The organism is Arthrobacter sp. BG3, from assembly GCF_056680185.1.
The window spans coordinates 1099842-1117514 of record NZ_CM155270.1 but is presented as its reverse complement, the minus strand read 5'-3'; the positions used below and the strand labels follow the sequence as shown (position 1 = coordinate 1117514).

The window sequence follows — 17673 nt, the reverse complement described above, 5'->3', positions numbered from 1 at the left end:
GAATCTGTGTGCGAAAGGTTGATCCTCCCCGCTCGCCCCAGTTGTGGCCTGGCCCAGCTGAGCCGGGCGTCCGTGCGCTGCCGGATGCAGCGGTCGCACGCAAGACCCGCCGACGACAACGCCGTCACATGCTTCCGAAAGTGCGAAAGCGGCAGTGCCCGAATGCACGTTTGGTTCCCCCCGGAAAGATCGCTTGCGGACGTAGCCGAACATCGTGAACTCGGCCATCGTCGGCTGCGTAAGGCGTGGAGCTGGCGCACATCCCCGGAGGCATTATTTTTTCCGGCACCGTTCGTGCTTTCCACCGAGATTCAACATCACAGCGAGCGCCGGAGAGTCAGAAAACCATGAATAGCAAAACTCTGCTCGTCGCCTACGTAGACTCAACGTGCACGTGACATACGAAGAAAGGACTGCCCATGCTCGAGGGTCGCTCATATGACATCCGGTCCGCTTCCGACGCCCTCGTGGCCAAGCTACTGGACATCACGCGGGGGCCGCTCCCTATAGACCAAGGAATCAACCTCGCTATGCAGGTCATATTTCTGCGGGCGCATCTGCGGCTACACATGAATGGCCACGATTTCGCTAGTGACGTGGGCCGAGATCCTAGTGCCATTCTCAAAGTCATGGACACGGAGCTGGCACACGTTCTTCGCCATCCTCCCCGTTCCCTTTCAGCGGGTGGTCTCCTTTCGAAGGCAGTCCTATCGATGTGGAAGGCAGTTGACGGGGCCTTGTCCGACGACAAAGAACGCGACTTCAAAGTTCTCCAGGAAGCCTTTGAAGGCGTTCTTGGGCTATACCGGACGAAAGGTCTACGAGGCGAGGGCGAATACATGGGCCCTGATTCCATCGTGCGTCTCAGCGCTGCGATCGTCGGCCCGCAGGATTCGTACATCGATCCGGCGAGTGGGTACGGCACGACGCTTCGGGCTGCTCATCTGCTAAACCGAGGGGCGGAGCTCACTGGGTTCGACATCAATGAGTACACACTTACCGTTGCTGAGATGCGCCTGATCATGATCGGAGGGGCTGCTGAACTCTCCGAGGGCGACGCCTTCGAACGGGCGCATGGGCATCGGGGGCGCTATGGTGGCGTTCTCATTCAGCCCCCGTGGAACGTGCTGAACGACTCGGAGACAGTTGCGAAACGAGCCCAACTCCTCGGCCACCTGCCCGTCCCGTCGCTACGCACGGACTTCGCATGGGTCGAGTTGGCTCACTATCTGATGGCACCGGAGGGCAGAGCCGCGGTCTTCCTTCCGCGAAGTGCTGCCAGCCCCGTTAGAGGACAAGAAGATAGTCATAGGAGATTGCTCGATCTCGGTGCGGTCGAGGCGGTGATTGACTTTCCGCAGGGAGGCATGGCCATAGGTGCCGCCGTCCCGACTGCTCTGTGGATCCTCCGAAAACCTGAAGAGTCGACGTGTTCCTCGGATGTACTGCTCATCGATGCCTCAACACTCGTTGAACGTGAGCGAGGGGGCACCACGCTGAACGATGTTGCAGTGGGCGCATTGGCCAACTTGCTGGAAGTCTGGCGGATCAAAGGCAAGGTCGACGCCCCCGGATATCTGGCAAAGTCGCTACGCGTAGACCAATTCGACCTCGAGCGTAAAGGCATGATGCCGAGTCTTTATCTCGACGACGTGCCCGATGAGGAAGTTAGCCTTCCAGAACCACCCAAACGCATGATTTCTCGGCTCGACATCAGTGGCTACAAGGCGTTCTCTAAGCCGACGAGTGTCGACCTCGCCCCTCTAACGCTTGTGTACGGTGCAAACTCAGCCGGCAAATCGTCCATCATCCAATCGCTCCTTCTTATGAAACAGTCCGTCGACCGCGACCATCTGGTCACTCAGGGTGACTGGGCCGATGTCGGCAACTTCCAAGGAGTCTCAAGCGGACACCGAAACGAAGACATTGAGTTCGGTCTACAGTACGGTTCGTTGCCTTCGTGGATTCCGGATGAAGGCACAGCTGATCCAGCGGCGCTTCGCGACATCCGCTTCACCTTCTCAGGCAGCGCTTCCGAGACTTCCACTAATGGCGCCATCAGCCATCTAAGAATCTCCTGGGACGCTTACCAACTACCGCTGAAAGGCTCCTCTGATGGCCGATTCCGGATACCGATGGAGCTAGCGGAGCCGGTGATGAAGGGAATCGCCGGAGGGCATGTGTTATTTCCTTTTGAGTCTCGCTTCTTGACCGAAGTCGATCCCGAAAAAAAGAAGCGCAATCTCCAGTCTCGCGAAAATCGCGTCCGGTCGGCCGTCAAGGACTTCCGGAAGGTTGGAGAGCATGATCTCACGATCATCGCCCAAGGACTGTTGCCGTCACACGAGGTGGAGTACACCAAAGCCTTTCGAAACACTTATCCAGAGCGCCAGCGCTCAACCGATACTTCGTATACAAATCGGCTTGCGCGACTTGTAGCCGGAATCGGATACGAAGTACGAGCCCTGCTGGCCGGAATTACGTATCTCGGTCCGCTCCGCTCGGCCCCAAAGCGATACTATGACCGAGCCTCAAGTGGCGATCGACCCGGAGACGGATACGAGACTGCGATGCTTCTCTACAACAACAGCGTCGTGGTCGACGGTGTCAACGAGTGGCTCACGCATCTGGAAGTCCCATACGACCTCCAGATGCTACCTGTCGAGGCACAGGCCGGCGTCGCCTCCTTGGTTGGCGACCTCGTGGTAATGGCGCTCTCGGATAAGCGCTCAGGCGTGCAAGTCACGCCTGCTGACGTTGGCTACGGCGTCAGCCAGATGCTCCCGATCATAGTCAAGCTACTGGCAGAGACCGACTCCATCGTATGCATCGAGCAGCCTGAGACTCATCTCCATCCGCGCCTCCAAGCACGGCTGGCTGATCTGTTGATCGCGTCGTCCTCCGTCGCGGGCCAAGGTAATCAGCTAATAGTCGAGACTCACAGTGAACATCTCATGCTGCGAGTCCAGCGCCGCATTCGGGAGGGAGCGCTCTCACCGGAGGACGTTGCCGTGCTCTACGTCGATCAGGACGAGTCCGGCTGCGCGAACGTGTCGCGTATTCGCCTAAGCGAGGAGGGCGAGTTCTTGGATGAGTGGCCTGAAGGGTTTTTTGACGAACGGCTCGACGAGATCTTCGGGGAGGAATACTGATGCTCGCGACGATTGCCTTGTCCGCGCAGGCCATCGGGGATCTCTCCCAGGGGCCGGCGTCGCATCAGAGGAAGAACCATCGAGAATTCACCGAGTTGCTCATGAAACATGCGGTGCTTGTCTTCGGGAGCGAGGGCGAGAAAAGTGCGTTCAGCCGTTCGATTCGAGCCGGGGAGGGCATACCGACGGTGAGCCGACAAGTCTGGAATGCTGTCATTGCTGAATTCGCGACGAAGTCGCGGCTAAGAGTAAGCAATCCTCCTGTGGCGTCCCAGTTAGCCTCGCTCACGTCCCTTCAAGACCTCTACGGGGAATGGAAGCATAAAGCGAAAATTGTCGTTGTGTGCGAGGAGCTCTCGCCCGACATGAAGCTCGATGAACAGGAATCGGGCGTCCTAGAGGGCACTGCTTTGGAGGTGGCCACTCCCATCACGCTCTCTGAAGGGAGAATCATTCGTTCCTTGGAAGACAGGGAGCGTCGAGGAAGGCACACGTATGGTGCGGCCCGGGAAGAGTTCTGGTCGGCCGTCCTGGCGCCACTTGCGGAGTGCACACGCAGCATAGTCATCACTGATCGTTACGTCTTCGAGCGAATGTGGGATGACGCCGATGACAATTATCGTCGCGACGAGCCCGAGCACGTCTGCTGGCTCCTTGAACGACTGGATGCCGCTCTTATGCCGGGGGCCAGCGTCAAAATCATTGGCCAACGCCGTCGCCCAGACAATCGGGGGAAAAAGACCCGATGGTCCGCGGAACAGACTGCGGCTATGGTTCGGGACGTCTGGACACGGACAGCGACAAAAAGAATCGAGAGATTGGAAGTCGTCCTGGCCGAGCCTCGTGGTGAGCGACCTCACGATAGGCACATTAGATTTGGGGACATTGCCGCCATCGACATCAACGCGGGGGTCGACATGCTCTGTGAACCCACTGTCAGAAAGCGCGAGGGAATGAAGTGGTCCTACGGCTACATGCCTAGCGAACTCAACGTTTACAAGGACGCCGCAAGATGGCTAGAGGCCGCACCGTCGTCTAGATCGGTTGTCGTCTCCTAGTCCACTCCTCACGAGCTTCGCGCAAAACGACGCGGTCGCAGTCCGGCCACGGGGGTGCTTGATACTGCCGGGTCAGCCACGGCAGCCCGACCGCGTATAGCCGGCAACCTCCGTGATGGCGCGGGAGTGCGCCGGGGTAGGTCCACTCGTCCCACACCGCTGAAGTCCAGGCCGTAGTCGGTGGCCCAGATGACGGACGTGACGTTCGCCGCGTCCAGGTTCAGCCGCTTGCTGGACTCCCCGGGAATCAGGGGATCGTCTTAGGGCAGGTCGGCGGCGGTGCGTCCATGCCGGCCGCCTCGATGTACACGTCCGCATCAGCTTCAGGCGCTGGCCGAACCCGGCCTCTACCATCGCCAGGCGTCCGGGGAGGTCGTAGCTGAAGGCGAGCACGCCGTCGTCCGTTCCCTCGAAGTGGCCGTGCAGCCGCACGCCGCGGCGGCCCAATTCCCGCAGATGGATGCTGTGGCCGCCGTCGTTGCCGGAACCAGCAGATTGCACAGGGGAGGGGAGCTGCTCCAGCTGGAGTCCGTTGACGCCGTACTCGGGCCGCGCAGGTTGATCTGCACGATCCAGTAGAAGGTGTCTTGGACGCGGTTCCCTGCAGGTACCCCAGGGCATACGGAAATGGACAAATCAACCTCACGGGCGGCGGCCAGCAGGTCCTCGGTTATCTGGGCGCCGGACTGTCCGGCGCCAAACCAGCACGGCACCGTCGGGCAGCTGCTGCGGGTTGCGTTAGTCGTGGCTGTGGAGCTGGTGCACATGCCCGGGGAGTGGGCGGACGCGGAGGGACGCGGGAGCTGGAAAGGACCGTTCGCCAGAACCACGCTCTTTGCCGCGAAGCGCCCGCCGGCCATCTCCACGCTGACATGGCGGCCCGCCCTGCGATCCGGGTAAACTCCCTGCCCAGCTGCACCGGCGCCGCGATCCGCTACGCATAGCCGCGGAACAGGCCGTTGACGGCGTCGCGGGGGAGGCCCTACCTTCTGCCCTGCATACGGGCACCCCCACCCGCTCTCCGGCGAGGAATCACCGGTGACTCTAGGGCATGAATTCTCCGGGACCGTGTCCGAACTCGGTGACGGCGTGGAGGAGCTCGCGGTGGGCGACTAGTCGTCGAACGGTATTTAGTGGACGGCGACTGCGATATGTGCACGGCGGGCAGCTACCACCGGTGCTGGCAGATGGGCTTCATCGGGCTCTCCGGTGGCGGGCTCAGCGAAAAGTTAGTGGTGGACCAGCGGCGGGTCCACCCCATCGGCGATATTCCCCTGGCTCGGGAGCATGCCCTCGCCAGGTTGTTCGAAGTGTCAGCCTGCCGGCTTGATGTTTTGGTTGATGTGGAAGAGGTTGCCGGGATCGTACTTGGCCTTGACTTTGGCGAGGCGGGCGTAGTTCCCCGCGTAGGTGTCCTCGATGTGTGACTGGTCGTCGGCGTCGAGGAAGTTCACGTAGCCCGCACCGGATCCGAGGGGGTGGAGCTCGGCATAGTAGTCGCGCACCCACTTCCTATTGGCCTCATTGTCGGCCGGATCCTCCCAATGGCAGGCAATGTCCACTGCGAAGTCGGCGTCGCGGTTCGGGAACGCGGTCTCGTCCCGCCCGACCCGCTGGACGGCACCGTTTATTGGATAGAAGTGGTTGGCCGTCTGGACGCTCGGAATGGCCTCGCCGAATTTCTCAGCGACACGGACGACGTCGTCGGTCAGGCGGGGCAGGAATGCGGACTTCCAGTAGGCCTGCAGGCCCTTGGGATACATGGGGTCGAAGAGTGTATTTAGCACCGTGTAGGGAAGGGGACCCAGGAAGGATCCGGCGACGGGCGCAACGTCAAGGAAAGGCTGCCATTGACGCTCCCCTTCGTCGTGGGGGCCCGCCCAGCCGCCCACCAGCACCACCACGGGTTTCCCGTGATATTCCTCAGGCAGGAAGGGGACAGGCGGTCCCTGGTGGAAGCCCAGGAACACTCCCATTTCCTCCGGTGCGGTGGCGATGTAATCCCGGTAGAGCCGTGCCACCGCGTCGGCGTGCTCTAGAAGGTAGATGATCACTCCGCCGTAGAGAATATCCACGGGGTGAAGGTTGAACTCAAAGGAAGTCACGACGCCGAAGTTGCCGGTCCCGCCGCGCAGCGCCCAGAAGAGGTCCTCGTTTTGCGTGTCACTGGCGACCAGAAATTTCCCGTCGGCTGTCACTACGTCCGCGGATTTCAGGTTGTCGCACGAGAGCCCATACTTGCGGGCGAGGTAGCCGATGCCTCCGCCGAGAGTTAGTCCAGCAACGCCCGTTGATCCAATGATGCCTCCGGTGGTGGCAAGGCCGAATGCGCTCGTGGCGTGGTTGAAGTCCGCCCATGTCACTCCGGCTTCGGCCCGTGCGGTTGCATTGGCAGGATCCACGCGCACGCCCCGGCAGTCTGTGAAGTCGATGACGAGGCCGCCGTCGCAGGTCCCGAACCCGGGCGCGCTGTGGCCGCCGCCGCGCAGCGCCAGGTCCAGGCCGGTGTCCCGCGCGAAGTTCACGCCTGCAATGACGTCCGCGACTTGCGACACGCGCAGAATGGCTGCGGGGCGTTTGTCGATCATTCCGTTGAAGACGGCACGCGCGGTGTCGTAGTCCGCCTGATCGCTCGTGACGACCTGGCCCCGCACTTTCTCCTGGAGGGCCTGGAAAGAGCTGTTGTCCACCGTGTACTCCGATTCACCCGGGCCGGGCATGCCCAGGCAACTGGGCACGGCCACTGGGGTCGTGCCGGGTAATTGGTTTGGCAGCCGATGGGGCCCTGTGTCTTGGAGGGCAAAAGCCTATGCCGCAGGCTTCCACAGCGGCGGAGACCGGATGCACCTCGGCAACCCAGCGTTGTCGCGGTTTGCCTTGGCGTGATTCAAAAACGAGGTTCGCCCTCGTCTCAACGGGTTACAGCACGGCTACTCGTAAATTACCCCGGCCCCAAACGGCGGTCAATAACCCGCGTACAAGAGCGAGCAGGGCAGGGCTTTCGATGCCCTCATCAACCACAGGGACGCTGCGGGGAAGGTGCTGGCGCATCCTCAGGAGGCAGGCCGGCGAGAGGGCCGCCTCACCTCAGCGGTCACCGGCCCGGGCGCACGAGCGTGACCCACAGATGCCACAGCATCGCGGCGAGGGTGGCGAGGAATGCGGCGACAGCCAGCGACAGCTCCGTGCGGCCAATCAGCGCCACAAGGGGAAGATGGTCAGCGCGCCCCAGATAAATCCCGGCCACGGCGTACATGCCCAAGGGGAAGATGACGCTCCAGAGGCCGGGTTCGTAGGACAGGGGCACGCGGTGGATCACGTGCCGCCACCATCCGGCTGCGAGGAGTACCGGGAAGAGCCACGAGGCGAAGGCCCAGAATACGACGGAGGAACCGGCCACGAGCCCGCGCGTCGCATCCACCATCGGCGCGCCGGCCATTTCGACGATCCGTGCGCCGGCGAGGACACTGATCGCCATGGCACCCATGGCCACGAAGTATGGCGGGCGCAGGTCCTCGGCCCGGATGGGGTAGGTCATGAGCCGCAGCGAGACGAAGATCCCCACTGCGGCGTACAGGATGAGCCCCACCGACCAGGCGACGACGGCGACCAGCGCCAGCGCCGCACGCAAGTCCGGCCCGGCGAGGGGTTCCAGCGACGCAGCCGCGACCGCCACGGACTGGCTGGCCACGCACCAGATGAACCAGCTGCTGTTGGCATCCTTCAGCACGGGGCGCTCGTCCCGGCCCAGCACGGCGGTCCACGGCACAACATAGCCAAGCACCACCCAGGCGAGGACCGCGACGGCCAAAAGCGCCGCCGTCGTCCCCGGCCACCCCGCCATCCCCAGGCGCACGCCGAGCACATTCGTTCCGGCGATGAAGGTGAAGAATCCGAACGCCCGGCCGGGGTCCAGGAAGTCGCGGCGCATGTCGGCGCGGAACCTGGCCAGCCGCACCAGGCTGAGAACCAGGATCACGGCGTAGGAGACCGCGCAGACCACCAGGAGTGCGGCTGAGAGTGCGTCGAAGCCTTCGAGCTCGAGACCCACCGAGATGATCCCGCTGGCCATGGTGAGGGCGAAGTACCCCGGCGTGAGGGTCTGCACGGCCTGGGAGACGCGGGAGCCGAGGGGGTTGCGACCTTTCGTGGCAGTGGTCATGGCACCCAGCTTAGGGCTTGCTGATTTCCCCCAGCCGCTCCTCCACAGCAGCGTCGCGGAGCGCCAGCGCCGCCTGGACCAAAGCCGCGTCCTGCGGAGCTGCTCGAAGCCATCGTCAAGTACCTCGCAGACGATTAGACGCCGTGGCGCCGCGTGGCCCCATGGAGGGGGACAGCCGACGACGGCGGGCGCCTGCCCGCCGTCGTCGGCTTTCCCTAAGTAAGGTCTACCCCCGCTACTGCAGCCCCGGCTCCCCGTCCTGGATCGTGAACGACGCCTTCGTGCTGACCGCGGAACCCGGCGTCGTGACGTAGTCCAGCGTCCGGAAGTCAGCGGTCATCGCGTCCTTGGTGATCTTCGTTTTCACGTAGCCGCGGTTGTCGTTGTAGAACTTCAGGTGCGGGTTCCAGGCCATGGTCGCGTCCGTGGTGGATCCTGTGCCGTCACCGGTGGACGAGATGGACGTGCACACCAGCTCCGAGCCCACCACGGGTGACTCAGGATCCTTGTAGTCCACCTTCACGTCGTTTGCCCAGTTGCGGTGCACGTCGCCGGTGAGGACCACGGCGTTGGGCACGTTCGCGTCCACCCAGCCCTGCGTGATGCGGCGCCGCGACGCGGCGTAGCCGTCCCACCCGTCCATGGAGACGTCGTCGATCTCCGGCGCCTGGTTCCGGTCCCGCTCGGCGAAGAACACCTGCTGGCCCAGGATGTCCCAGCGCTGCGTGGAGTTCCTGAAGCCATCCAGCAGCCACCTCTCCTGCTCCGCGCCGGTGATGGTGCGGTCCTCGGCCAGGCGCTCGGCCACGTTCTTCTTCCAGCCGTCGCCCGCCAGCTGGTCGTCCCGGTACTGCCGGGTGTCCATCATGTGGAAGTTGGCCAGCTGGCCCCACTGGATGGTGCGGTAGATCTTCATGTCGAACCCGGCCGGCACAGACGAGGGCCGCAGCGGCATGTTCTCGTAGTACGCCTGGAACGCGGCGGCGCGGCGCTGCCGGAAATGCTCGGTGGTGTCGTTCAGCTGCCCGGCGTCGGTGCTCTCCGGGACGTCGTCCGCCCAGTTGTTGTCCACCTCATGGTCATCCCACACCACCAGCCACGGTGCGATCGCGTGCGCGGCCTGCAGATCGGCGTCGGCCTTGTACTGCGCGTGCCGCTGCCGGTACCCGCCCAGGCTGGTGGTCTCGGGACCGGCGTGGTCGCGCGGATTGCCGCCACCGATTACGTAGCTGTCCTTCTTGTATTCGTACAGGTAATCACCGAGGTGCAGGACCAGGTCCGGCTGGTCCTGTGCCAGCCGGGTGTAGGCGGTGAAGTAGCCGTGCTCGAACTGCGCGCAGCTGGCGAACGCCATGGCCAGTGCCGCCGGCGTCTCGTGCGGCGCCGGGCTGGTCAGGGTGCGGCCGACCGGGCTGATGTGCCGGCCGGTGCGGAACCGGTAGAAGTATTCGCGCCCCGGCCGCAGGCCTTTCAGCTCCACGTGCACGGAGTGCGCGGTTTCAATCCGGGCGTGCTCGACGCCGCGGGCTACGACCGTGCGCATGCTCGCGTCCTCGGCCACTTCCCAGGCCACCGCGACGTTGCGGGACGGCATGCCGCCCAGGCCGTCCTCGGCCACCGGGTCCAGCGCCAGCCGGGTCCAGATCACGAAGCCGTCCGGCCACGGTTCGCCGGAGGCGATGCCCAGCAGGAACGGATCGGCGCGGAGGCCGGCGTCGTCCGCGGTGGAAACGGCGAAGGCGGCACCCGGCCAGGCGGCGACGAGTCCGGCCCCGAGGCCTGCGGAAAGAACGGATCTGCGTGAAATGTTGTCCATGCCTTCGACCGTACGGAGGCCTGTTGGACAGGTTCTGTGGATGGTGTGAATACGCCGTTAACTATGTGACAAGAACTGTTAATTGGGGCACCGCCCGCGTGGATTCACGTCAGCGCCGGCCCGCTTCCCGGCGGTTCTGCTACCGGCAGTGATTCCAGATAGCGCTTCAGGCTTGCCCAGTTGGCGGCTTCCTGGCGTTTGCCGATTCGGCCGATGATCGGGGAGAGGAACTTGAGCGCGCCTCGGGGCTGGATGTCCCATGACCAGCGCATGAGTGTGCCCCCGGTAGCGGGCTCGAAGGTGAGGACCCCTCGGATGGTGGCCGAGGACATGCTTGTGGTGTTCGCGAGCCGCGTAGGGCGCTGGTACTCCGTGGTTTTCAGGAGCATGGTCAGTGGCCGTCCCCTGGACTTTGTGGTCACTTTGAACTGCGTCCCGTTTCTCATGGATCCGCCGGTGACTTTCTCGACATGCAGGATGCGGGGGTTGTATCTGGGCTCGTTCCGTTCGTCGGCGACGAAGTCGAAGACTTCACTCAGTGGTCGACCGATGACAATCTCACCTTGGATGCTGGTCATTATCTTGGCGCCTCCCGGCAACGTTGGGTCCACCGGCGTCGCGAACGGGGGACGGGGCAATCCGACGGCATCCGTCCAGCAGTCTCTCCGAGGCCCAGTCCCAGCGGATCAGCTCCTGTTCCAGTCTGACGGATTTTCCGAACTGGTCACGGCCCAGCGCTTCGTAGAGCGCAGACTCCGCAGCCGTCAGCCTGCTTAGCGCAGCCCGGGACGGCGTCGGCTCGCTGCCCCACGCGTCACGGTGCGCCAGCAGCGTTTCCTCGTCCATCAGCACGCTCACCACGTGCGGGTGCACCGCCCGGAGCTGGTTCAGGATCCGGAAGCCGTGGGTGTCCAGGTCACCCCAGTACCAGACCTCGCAGTCGCGGAGCCAGCCAGCGTTTCGCAGAGACGAAAAACCATACCCGCCGCCATAGAGCGCCAGAGTGCCGGGCGCCTCCGGCAGCGCCAGGAAATTCACCAAGTTTTCGGTGACAATGACGCGCCGGACCGGCAAATCCAGGGCGCTGAATGCCTCGGCGGTGACGGTCAGGTCCCGTGCCCCGCCCAGCAGTGGCATGCCGGGGTCCAGAGCCCGGAACCTGACGAGCTCGGGCGGGTGGAGGAACCCGTGCCTCGCGGCAAAGCGTGCCGCTGACGTCCGGACCGTCGCCTGCCCCAGCAACGACCCCGGCTCCGAAGGCGCCTCCGGAACGGCATCGTCGTCCCCAGCGTCACCGGGAACCGGCAGGCCGACCTGTAGCTCTGCGGCCATCTTCTCAATAACTTCTCTGTGGCTCTCGATGAACTTGGTGTGCACCCCGGGCAGGCTGAGCTGCCGCACGTAGACGCCGGGTTGCAGGTTATCCCGTAACCACAGGGCCACATGGGCGGCGGTCAGCGCGTCGCCGCCCAGCTCCAGTAGCCGCAACGGCCGCCTCAGCGTCCACGTACGGAAGGCAGGGTCCAGCGCTGACAACCCGTCGGCGAGCCCGCGGAACCGCGCAGCATCCTTCGACTTCCCCACAAACGCAATCTCATCCTCCGCTGAGGCGAACACCGCCGCGGCCGGCAGCAGGTTGGCCCCGATGGTGCTTCGGCCCACCTCCGCCGTCTCCAGCGTGAAATGACCAACGGCTGCAAACAACTCCGCCGCCCACGCACGGGCCGCAGCGTAGTCGCTCCGGAGCGTGGCCGCCGTCGGGCGTTTCAGCGGGCGGCGGCGAGGGTAGACGGCACTGGGTTCGAGCAGCTCACGCAGCAGGGCCCCGCTGTCCCAGGCCTTCTGCGACTGGGCGCGCAGTATCGCCAGCGTGGTCCAGCCCTGGGCCCGCACAGCCGACGACTCACCCGGCACGGCGGTCCCGTTCGTCCCGGTACTCCTGGATGGTCATGTTGCGCAGCTGCGAATCGTCGCCGTTGGTGTTCGCCACGAATCCGACATGGGCCACAAACGGTTCGATCACGTGGATTTTCTGCAGGGGAGTGACGATCAGCAGCTGGAGCTTCATCCGCTGGAACAGTTCCAGGCCGTAGCGGGCGGACTCGTCCGACCCCCGGCCGAAGGCCTCGTCGATCACCACGAACCGGAAACTGCGGCCCTTGCCGGCGTTCCGGCCGCTGCCGCTTCCACTCCCGGTGCTGCCCTGCCCGGCTCCGAGCCCGAACTGGAAGGCCAGCGCGGCGGCCAGGATGGTGTACGCCAGCTTTTCCTTTTGCCCGCCGGACTTTCCGCCGGAATCGGTGAAGTGCTCGAACTCCTCGCCGGTCTCGGTCCACTTCTCCGAGGCGGAGAAGGTGAACCAGTTCCGCACATCCGTGACCTTCGCCGTCCACCGCTCATCCAGGGTGGTGAGGCCTTCCCTGCCGCGGAACCGCTCGATCAGGCTCTCCACCTGCAGGTACTTCTGCTCGGAGTACTGCTCGTCGTCCCCGATGGTGCCCTCCGAACAGGCGCGGAGGTCCGCCATGAACTGGCGGATGTCCTGGTCACTGCTGTTCTGGTGCTCCAGCTGGATATGCCGGCCGCGGTTGTACTCGATGGTGGCCAGGGACAGGTTGATCTCGGTAATCCGGTTCACGATGTCCTGCCGGCGGCTGTCCAGGAACGCGTTGAACGCCACCACCTCGTGGATGGTGTTCTGGTTCAGGGACTCCTTGAAATGCGCCTCGAACTTGGGCAGATCGTTCTTCTCCAGCTGGTCCAGGAGCCGTTCGTAGTCACCGGCGGCGTCCAGGGACGCGTCGATTTCGGTGGTCTCGTTCGGGTATTTGTTGCGGAAGTCGGCCATCAGCCGCACCGTGCCGGCCTCCGCCGTCGCCAGCCGCTTGGACAGCGCATCAATGGACCTGGTCAGCTCCGACCGCACCAGGCTCTCCACCGCCACCGTGTTCTTGTAGGTGAGGACCTTCTCCCCGGGCGCCGCCGCGGCGAGTCCGGCGACGGAGGCCAGCAGGCCGGCGTCGTCCGTTAGCGGCTGCTCCTGCAGCAGCGCCCGGCATTCGTCGATGGCCTCCGCCAGATTCTCCGCGTCTTTCTTGTTTTCGCCCAGCCGTTCCCTGTTCTTGTTTGCCTTGTCTTCCTGACGGTTGAGGTCGGCGTTCAGGGCGGTTTCCCGGGCCGCCAGCTCCTGCAGGATGTCGCTGGCGGATTCCAGTGCCCGGCGCTCCTCTTTGAGGTCCTGGATCCGCCGGGCCGTGAGCTCCCAGCTGATTTCGCCGAAATCGGACACGGAGCGGACGGTGCCCAGCTGCTGGTTCCGGCGCCCGATGTCGCCGAGCTGCCCGTCGACCTTCGCCAGCTGCGTCTCCGCGACCTGGAGCTGGCCCTTGACCTCGTCCAGCTCGGCGAGGAACCGGTTGATCTTGTCCTGGTTGTCCCAGCCCAGCACGTAGTTCCGCCGGTCCGTCAGCTCGTTCCGGTCATCCTTCTCATGCCTGCCGCGGCTGCCCTTGAGCTGACCGTTGGCGGTGAGTGCCTTGGGGAAGCGGCGGAATTCCTCCAGCGTCTCGCAGCAGACGTAGTCGAACCGGCTGGCGAGCTCATCCAGCAGGAAATCGCGGAACGGGGTGCCCTGTTTGATCGCAATTTTGGCGGCCAGCGTCCCGGGCTCGGCGGCCCTGGGGGAGTGCGCGTCGCCGACCTTCAGGTAGACCAGCCGGCCGCGGAGATTGTTCGCATCCACCCAGCTGCTGACCGCCGCGTAGTGCTCGGACGGGACCAGCAGGGACAGAGCGAAGCCATACAGCGTCCGTTCCGCCGCGCCTTCCCAGGCGGCCTCGCCCTCGCGGACGCGCAGCAGCTCCCCGGCGAACGGCAGCGCCTTCTCCTCCACACCGGTTCCCTCACACAGCCGGCGCCGGATCTCCAGCTGCCGCAGCGGCAGCAGGTTGCGCCGGGACTGGAGGCTGGTCAGCTCGGCCTTGATCGTGGCGGACCGCTCGGTGAGCTCCCTGTGCTGGACTGTCAGCCCGGTGCGGCGCTCCTGCAGCTCGGTGTGCTGCTCCGCCAGCCCGGATTCGACGGCGGCCAGCCGGTCCCGGTTGGCGTCGAACAGCACCCGGTCCTCCGGGGCGCGCAGGCCGAGCTCCGCCGCCGCTGCGGCGTAGCTCTGGTAGCGGGTCCGCTGTGCGTTCGCATCGGCGCCCAGCCGCGCGATGTCGGCGTCGATGGCTGCCAGACGGCCGCCGCCGTTGGTGCGGATGTCCTCGGCCACCGCAGAGATATCGCGCCGGAGTCCGGCGATCTTGGTAGTCAGCGACGCGCTGTCCTCGCGCAGCCGGACCCCGGTGCTCTCCAGCTCCGCCGCGTGTTCCAGGCTCAGGATGAGGCGCTGGTTGGTGAACCACGGGTGCAGCTGGTCCCGCTGGGCCCTGGCCAGCTCGTCCTCCACCGTGAGCGCGGCGTGCCGGGCGGCTCCCTCCCGGATGGGGGCCAGCAGGGAGATCTGATCCTTGGCCCGCAGCACGGCGCCGTGGGCTTTCTTCAGGTCATCGAAGTGGTGGATCAGGTTGGTGATCCGGGCGGCAACATCGTCCTCGTCCAGCATGTTGGTGCGGACAAAGTGGGTGATGTTCTCCACCTGCTTCATCGAGACCGTGCGGTGGAAGAGCTCCATGGCCTGGTTCCCGCTGATGCCAAACTGCCGCTTGAACGCCGCCGCGTAGGGCTCGAACGTGTCATACACGGCCGCGCCGGCCGCCTTCAGCTTCTTTTTCAGCTTGGCGGGGTCCTGGCCGAAGTTAGAGAAGTCCCCGGCAATGGTCTGGTCCATTTCCGCGAGCGAGTAGAAGCGGTTGGGCTGGCCGGCCTCCTGCACCGCCCAGAGGGTGATGGCGAGCGTGACCGACTTGCCCAGCACCGCGTTGTGGAAGACCGCCAGCACCACGGTGAGGGTGCCGGTGCCGCGGAGCGAGACGGGCTTGGAGTATTCGCCGCCGGTGCTGCGGGTGCTCTTGTGGAAGCCCCGCACGTAGGACATCAGGGTGCGTTCCTTCTTCTGCGCCCCGGCGGCCTTGTTGTATTCGATCTTGTTGGCCGGCAGCAGCAGGGTGGTGATCGCGTCCACCACGGTGGACTTCCCGGAGCCGATGTCGCCGGTGAGCAGGCTGTTGGCGCCGTCCAGCCGGAAGGTCCGGACGCCCTGGTGGAAAGTGCCCCAGTTGAGCAGTTCCAGCCGGTGCAGCCGGTACCCCGGGGGAGTGCCGGCGTCGTCCGTGGTCTGCTCGAGAGGTTCGTCCAGGCTGAAAAGGCTGTCCTGCAGGTCGGCGGTCATGAGAGCTCCCCGTCGTTGCTGTCCTGGTCGTTAATGTCCGGTGCGGCCGGTTCTTCCTGGCCGCTGCCCGTGGCGGGGCCCGGCGTACCGTCCAGCGTGGCCCGGTAGTCCGCCAGCCGCGCGTCGAACTCCTCCAGCCACTGGGCGTCCACGTAGGCCTTCAGGATCCGGGCCACCTCGTACGTCCCGGGCTGTCCGCGGAGCTGGCGGAGGAAGCCCAGTTCAACGACCTTCTTGATGTTGGCGCCCAGCTTGTCCAGGATCCGGGCCTGGTTGCTGGATTCGGGCAGGAAAACGGCCACCATGTCCATGATCTCCTGCTCGGTCATGATGAGGCGGGGATCGCTGCTGTTGGTATCGAATTCGAGCATGCGGCCGCGCAGCAGGGCCAGCAGGAGGCTGACGTCGAAGGTCAGACGGCGCCGCTGGATGAGCCGGGGGAGGGTGCCCTCCGGGTCCTCCCGTGACCGGAGGAACGCGTAGCCCTCCGACTCATCCAGGATCAGGTCCAGCCCCAGCACGGCCACGTAGTCGCGGGCCTGGGACTCCAGTGCCGTCAGTGACTGCCAGATCTTCTCGTCCGCTTCGGCGTACACCACACCCCGGAACAGGCGGGTGACGACGCCGGGAAGTTCCTCGGGGGTCCGGGTTTCCGCCGGGTGCGTGGCGGGGGATGCGGCGGGGTTCATGCGGGCCTCACAAAGATGATCTGGTCGATGGTCGCTTCGCGGATGCTGCCGTCCGGCAGGGACCAGGACAGCTGCTGTGTTGTTTCAGGGTGGATGCTGGCCCACTCCGATTCGCTGGCCAGCTGGTAGTAGGCCACGATCTCGGCCAGGCCCTGCTGCAGCGGATGGGCGTCCGTGATCTCCGCGAGGGTGGCCTGTTCGGCGCCGGCCAGGACGTCGTCGATGCTGGATTTGAGCCGCTCCGTGTCCACGTGGAACTGGCTGAACAGGGCGCCGGCGTCCACGTCGGCGTCGTCGGCGGTGACGACGTCGTCGTCCACCATCACCTTCCGGCTGGGCTCATAGAGGGGCCGCTCGAACGGCAGGGCTGCGGCCACGTCCACGGACGGCGCGGCGATCTCCATAAAAACGCCCGACGGCGGCGCGTCCCGGGTGCCCAGCGCGCCGGTTTCGATACTCCGGATCAGCCGCATGATCCGTTTGTTCTCCAGGAAGACCTTATCGTCGAGGAGCCGGCGCATTTGCTGGGAGAGCTGGCGGACCGTGGACTGCGTCTGTTCGACGGCGGGCAGCCAGTCCTGGTGCAGGTTGGTGACGGCGTGGAGGTTCTCGGCGCCGGACAGCGCCTCGATCCGGGTGGCCCGCTGCAGCAGGTCCTTGAGTTCGGTGCGCAGCTGCGGGGACATCAGGTAGTCCCAGAAGCCCTGGAACGTCCGGCCCTGCAGGGAGCTGCTGATGTCCTGCTGGTTGGCGAAGATGGTTTCCAGGAGCTCGCCCTGGCTGCCGTCCCAGGTGGCGATCTGTTCGCGGACCTGGCGGTCCAGTTTCCGGAAGTTCTGCTCGACTTCCCGGAAGTCTGAGAGGAGATCCTTCGCCAGGGACGTGAGCTGCTGGAAGTGGTCCAGGGCTTCCGGGGCGGTCATGACCCTGATGTTGCCGTCCCTGATGCGCTGCATCTCCGCATCAATGCCGTCCCGCTGGCGCTGGAGCTCGGCCAGCCGCACTTCCGGGTCCGTCTCCGACTGCTGGACCAGGGCCTTGAGGACGGCGAAGATGCTGGTCAGCCGCGACTGGGTGGCCACGAAGTCCCGGCCGCGCAGGCTTTCGACCCAGTGCACCACGTCCTCCGCCGCAGCCGTGAGATCGTAGCGGGGCTCGTCCTGGCCGGGCACGTAGTATTTGCGCAGCCAGGCCCGCTCCGGGGCCGCCCAGTCGTCGAGGTACTCCGACGCCGGTCGTGGGAACTTGTCCTCGCCGAAGACGTCGCGCAGGCCGAACAGGACGTCGTCGAGGTGGTCGATCAGCTCCTGGCGGCCGATGTCGCGCTGGTTGGGGCCGGTGAAGGCTTTGATGAAGAAGGAGACCGCCAGCGGGGCGTTCTGCGCGCGCAACAGCGACCATCCCGCGTGGTTTTCACGCAGCGAACTGATTGCGTAGTAGTCCATCGTGTCCTTGATGCGGCGT

The 17673-nt window shown here is 64.8% G+C and carries 10 protein-coding genes and 1 pseudogene; 3 read left to right on the top strand and 8 right to left on the bottom strand.

Features of this window, described 5'->3' with window-relative positions:
* The first annotated feature begins 737 nt into the window (after positions 1–737).
* From AC1MFL_RS04905 to AC1MFL_RS04895, 3 genes and pseudogenes are all read left to right on the top strand, one after another.
* On the top strand, positions 738–3152 hold the full coding sequence (locus tag AC1MFL_RS04905; RefSeq protein WP_479813725.1) for a DUF3696 domain-containing protein: 2415 nt from the start codon (positions 738–740) through the stop codon (positions 3150–3152).
* Positions 3152–4210 carry a hypothetical protein gene (locus AC1MFL_RS04900; protein WP_479813724.1) on the top strand — a complete coding sequence of 353 codons (1059 nt, stop codon included), beginning with the start codon at positions 3152–3154 and terminating at the stop codon, positions 4208–4210. The genes AC1MFL_RS04905 and AC1MFL_RS04900 overlap by 1 nt, the downstream gene beginning before the upstream one ends.
* Before the next feature lie 978 nt (positions 4211–5188).
* Positions 5189–5487 (top strand): annotated as a pseudogene (locus tag AC1MFL_RS04895) (alcohol dehydrogenase catalytic domain-containing protein); the annotation flags it as partial.
* 36 nt (positions 5488–5523) lie between these two features.
* On the opposite strand, the gene AC1MFL_RS04890 reads toward AC1MFL_RS04895, so the two are convergent.
* The 8 genes from AC1MFL_RS04890 to AC1MFL_RS04855 all read right to left on the bottom strand — a co-directional run bounded on the left by AC1MFL_RS04890 (position 5524) and on the right by AC1MFL_RS04855 (position 17654).
* Entirely contained in the window at positions 5524–6900 is a 1377-nt protein-coding gene (locus AC1MFL_RS04890; RefSeq protein WP_479813723.1) for an FAD-binding oxidoreductase, read from the bottom strand.
* A gap of 404 nt (positions 6901–7304) precedes the next feature.
* Complete coding sequence (locus tag AC1MFL_RS04885; RefSeq protein WP_479813722.1) at positions 7305–8372, bottom strand: tellurite resistance/C4-dicarboxylate transporter family protein; 1068 nt, start codon at positions 8370–8372, stop codon at positions 7305–7307.
* Positions 8373–8607: 235 nt separating this feature from the next.
* Entirely contained in the window at positions 8608–10188 is a 1581-nt protein-coding gene (locus AC1MFL_RS04880; RefSeq protein WP_479813721.1) for an alkaline phosphatase D family protein, read from the bottom strand.
* Positions 10189–10292: 104 nt separating this feature from the next.
* Positions 10293–10766 carry an SRPBCC family protein gene (locus AC1MFL_RS04875; protein ID WP_479813720.1) on the bottom strand — a complete coding sequence of 158 codons (474 nt, stop codon included), beginning with the start codon at positions 10764–10766 and terminating at the stop codon, positions 10293–10295.
* Positions 10747–12102, bottom strand: a complete 1356-nt coding sequence (locus tag AC1MFL_RS04870) for a Wadjet anti-phage system protein JetD domain-containing protein (protein ID WP_479813719.1) — start codon at positions 12100–12102, stop codon at positions 10747–10749. The genes AC1MFL_RS04875 and AC1MFL_RS04870 overlap by 20 nt, the downstream gene beginning before the upstream one ends.
* The gene (locus AC1MFL_RS04865; protein WP_479813718.1) at positions 12092–15520 is read right to left on the bottom strand and encodes an ATP-binding protein; all 3429 of its coding nucleotides are present in this window, start codon (positions 15518–15520) and stop codon (positions 12092–12094) included. The genes AC1MFL_RS04870 and AC1MFL_RS04865 overlap by 11 nt, the downstream gene beginning before the upstream one ends.
* A complete protein-coding gene (locus AC1MFL_RS04860) occupies positions 15517–16209 on the bottom strand; it encodes a DUF4194 domain-containing protein (RefSeq protein ID WP_479813717.1) in 693 nt (230 codons plus the stop codon). The genes AC1MFL_RS04865 and AC1MFL_RS04860 overlap by 4 nt, the downstream gene beginning before the upstream one ends.
* Entirely contained in the window at positions 16206–17654 is a 1449-nt protein-coding gene (locus AC1MFL_RS04855) for a DUF3375 domain-containing protein (RefSeq protein WP_479813716.1), read from the bottom strand. Before AC1MFL_RS04855 ends, AC1MFL_RS04860 begins: the two co-directional genes overlap by 4 nt.
* Positions 17655–17673 lie beyond the last annotated feature (19 nt).